We start from the raw sequence: 3,107 nt of genomic DNA on the forward strand, positions 1-3,107 counted from the left end.
TTAGGAACTTTGAGAATTACCGGCTCAGGGTCTTGGCCCACTGCGGTTGGAACGGCGTATTTAGCCGTGTTTAATGAGTACTGATATTTAATGAATACTGCTCATCCCCCGATAATGGAGTAGAGCCCGACTCTTTTGTACTCCTGGTGCCGATGAACGGAATCGAACTGTCGACCTTCTCATTACGAATGAGCTGCTCTACCAACTGAGCTACATCGGCATAGAAAAAAATTATAGCAGAGCGAGAATGGCCTCATTTTGCTGGATTTTGAGGACTTTAGCGGACTGAAGACCTTATGGGTTTTGAGGCAAACCTTGTTTGTAGGGGTAATTACTAGGATAATAGTAGGGATATGACCACCTATGCCGACGTTTCCCTTTTCCCCCGCAACGCAAAACCCCTGAGCAGCTATCGAAAGTTCTGGGCCTCTCGCTTTGGCGTGGCCCCTTTTCTGCCGATGAGCCGCGATGAGATGACGCAGCTTGGCTGGGATAGCTGTGACATCATTATTGTCACGGGTGACGCCTATGTGGATCATCCGAGTTTCGGAATGGCTGTGATTGGCCGAATGCTTGAAAATCAAGGCTTCAGAGTGGGCATCATTGCGCAGCCTGACTGGCAAAGCGCTGAGCCCTTTAAAGCCCTGGGCAAGCCAAATTTATTTTTTGGCGTGACCGCGGGCAACATGGACTCAATGATCAACCGCTATACGGCTGATCGAAAGATGCGTAGTGACGATGCCTATACCCCAGGCGATGTCGGGGGCAAACGTCCTGATCGCGCGGCGATTGTTTATACCCAGCGCTGTAAAGAAGCCTATAAAGACGTGCCAATTGTGTTGGGTGGGATTGAGGGGTCATTGCGAAGGATCGCTCACTACGACTATTGGTCTGACAAGGTCCGTCGCTCGGTGGTGGTTGATAGCAAGTGCGACTTGCTTTTGTATGGAAATGCTGAGCGTGCCGTCGTTGAGATCGCGCACCGCTTAGCCGCCAAGGAACCTGTTCAACAGATTACAGATGTTCGGGGTACGGCTTTTGTTCGCCGAGAAACTCCAGAGGGCTGGTTTGAGATTGACTCGACAAGCGTTGACGCGCCCGGAAGGGTGGAGGCGCACGTCAATCCCTATCTAATGATCAGCGAGCAGGCTCTGGAGCAGGGCGAGACGTGCGCGCGGAACGACGAGGCTCGTGCGGTCGCTAATGAGGTGAATGCCAAACAGGCAACTAAAAATGGAAAGCCTGTTGGCAAGGGTGGCAAAAGCGAGTCACCACTTGTCTTTCAGCCAAACCCCTCCCTGCAAGTCAAAGGCAAACTCAAAGTACCACCCCGTGATCGGAGTGTCATCCGACTGCCTTCCTATGAGCAGGTCAAGTCTGACCCCGTCCTGTATGCACACGCTAATCGCGTGCTCCATCTAGAGACCAACCCCGGCAATGCCCGCGCACTTGTGCAGGCTCATGGCGAGGGGAGGACGGCGCGCGATGTCTGGATCAATCCTCCTCCGATCCCTTTGACTACAGCTGAGATGGATTTGGTGTTCGATTTACCCTACGCCCGCAGTCCCCATCCTGTGTACGCAGACGAAAACGGAAGCCATGATGGTGCCACTAAAATTCCCGCATGGGAGATGATCCGTTTTAGCGTGAACATCATGCGCGGCTGTTTTGGTGGCTGTACCTTTTGTTCAATCACTGAGCATGAGGGTCGGATTATTCAGAGCCGCAGCGAGGACTCTGTTATCCGCGAAATCGAAGATATTCGCGACAAGGTGCCCGGCTTTACTGGTGTGATTTCAGATCTGGGTGGCCCAACCGCCAATATGTATCGCATCGGTTGCAAGAGTCCAGAGATTGAATCGGCCTGTCGTAAGCCAAGTTGCGTCTATCCCGATGTTTGCCAAAATCTGAATACGGATCACAGCTCGCTCATCCATATGTATCGACGCGCTCGCGCGTTAAAAGGCGTGAAAAAAATCCTGATTGGCTCCGGTTTGCGTTATGACCTGGCGGTTAAATCGCCCGAGTACATCAAGGAGCTTGTGACGCATCACGTAGGTGGCTATCTAAAGATCGCGCCTGAGCATACCGAGATGGGACCACTGTCCAAGATGATGAAGCCAGGTATCGGAAGCTACGATCGCTTTAAGCAGTTGTTCGACAAGTTCAGCCAAGAAGCCGGCAAAAAGCAATTTCTGGTTCCATACTTCATTGCCGCGCATCCCGGTACCGCTGATGAGGACATGATGCATCTAGCCTTGTGGCTCAAGAGTCATGGTTTTCGCGCAGACCAAGTGCAAACTTTCTATCCGAGTCCGATGGCAACGGCAACCGCCATGTATCACTCCGGCCGAAACCCCTTGGGTCGGGTGACACGAGAGAGTGAAACGGTTGATATCGTGCGGGGAGACCGACGCCGTCGCTTGCATAAGGCCTTTTTGCGCTATCACGATCCCAACAACTGGCCACTCCTACGCGAGGCGCTGAAAGCGATGGGTCGAGCGGATTTAATTGGTAACGGTAAAAAGCATCTGATCCCTTTTCATCAGCCGCAAACGGATGGTAGCTATACCAGCGTTCGGCGCAAGAACAGTACAGAAGCAAGTGGTCCAAGAGGGTTGAAAACTACCCAGCCTGTTCGCTCGGGCCAGCCCTCCAGACCCGTAAAATTCGGGGTGAAATCACCTGTCTCTCAACATGCTTTGAAGCCCGGACAGCCAAGCGTGGCGGGCAAGTCAGCGACCCCTGGACGTTCGGCTAAGCAGGTTCGCGCAGGACGGATGCTCACCCAACATACCGGTCTACCGCCAAGGAAGTAACGTACTGGCGCAACCATATTTTCTTGTGCTATACTTTTGGTCTGTTCCCTGATAGCTCAGTCGGTAGAGCGACGGACTGTTAATCCGCAGGTCGCTGGTTCGAGCCCAGCTCGGGGAGCCAAGTACATGAAAAAAGCAGCCTTAGTGAACTGCACCCCAAGAGTTGGACACCCATCCAACTCTTGGGGTGTTTTTCATGGCGAAGTACGAAAAGGAATTTAAAAGATCAGTAGTTCATGATTACTTAGCAGGTGGCGGAGGCTACAAAAGGCTTGCTTCCAAGTACGG

Annotated in this window: 1 protein-coding gene and 2 tRNA genes; 2 read left to right on the top strand and 1 reads right to left on the bottom strand. The window is 52.5% G+C overall.

The features are described from left to right. Positions 1–144: 144 nt before the first annotated feature. Positions 145–220 (bottom strand) — tRNA-Thr (locus tag QWY27_RS15140). A 133-nt stretch (positions 221–353) separates the two neighbouring features. Between QWY27_RS15140 and QWY27_RS15145 the strand changes: the two genes are divergently transcribed. Together QWY27_RS15145 and QWY27_RS15150 are read left to right on the top strand one after the other, a co-directional pair. Then, the gene (locus QWY27_RS15145; RefSeq protein ID WP_290199271.1) at positions 354–2,819 is read left to right on the top strand and encodes a YgiQ family radical SAM protein; all 2,466 of its coding nucleotides are present in this window, start codon (positions 354–356) and stop codon (positions 2,817–2,819) included. Positions 2,820–2,864: 45 nt separating this feature from the next. Continuing rightward, a tRNA-Asn gene (locus QWY27_RS15150) sits at positions 2,865–2,940 on the top strand. Positions 2,941–3,107: the final 167 nt, after the last annotated feature.

It is taken from the genome of Zwartia vadi (assembly GCF_030410375.1).
Classification (GTDB): domain Bacteria; phylum Pseudomonadota; class Gammaproteobacteria; order Burkholderiales; family Burkholderiaceae_B; genus Zwartia; species Zwartia vadi.

What these genes read in the sequence shown, in the direction of transcription:
- QWY27_RS15145 (WP_290199271.1), top strand. Translation starts at nt 354, where the DNA reads ATGACCACCTATGCCGACGTTTCCCTTTTCCCCCGCAACGCAAAACCC.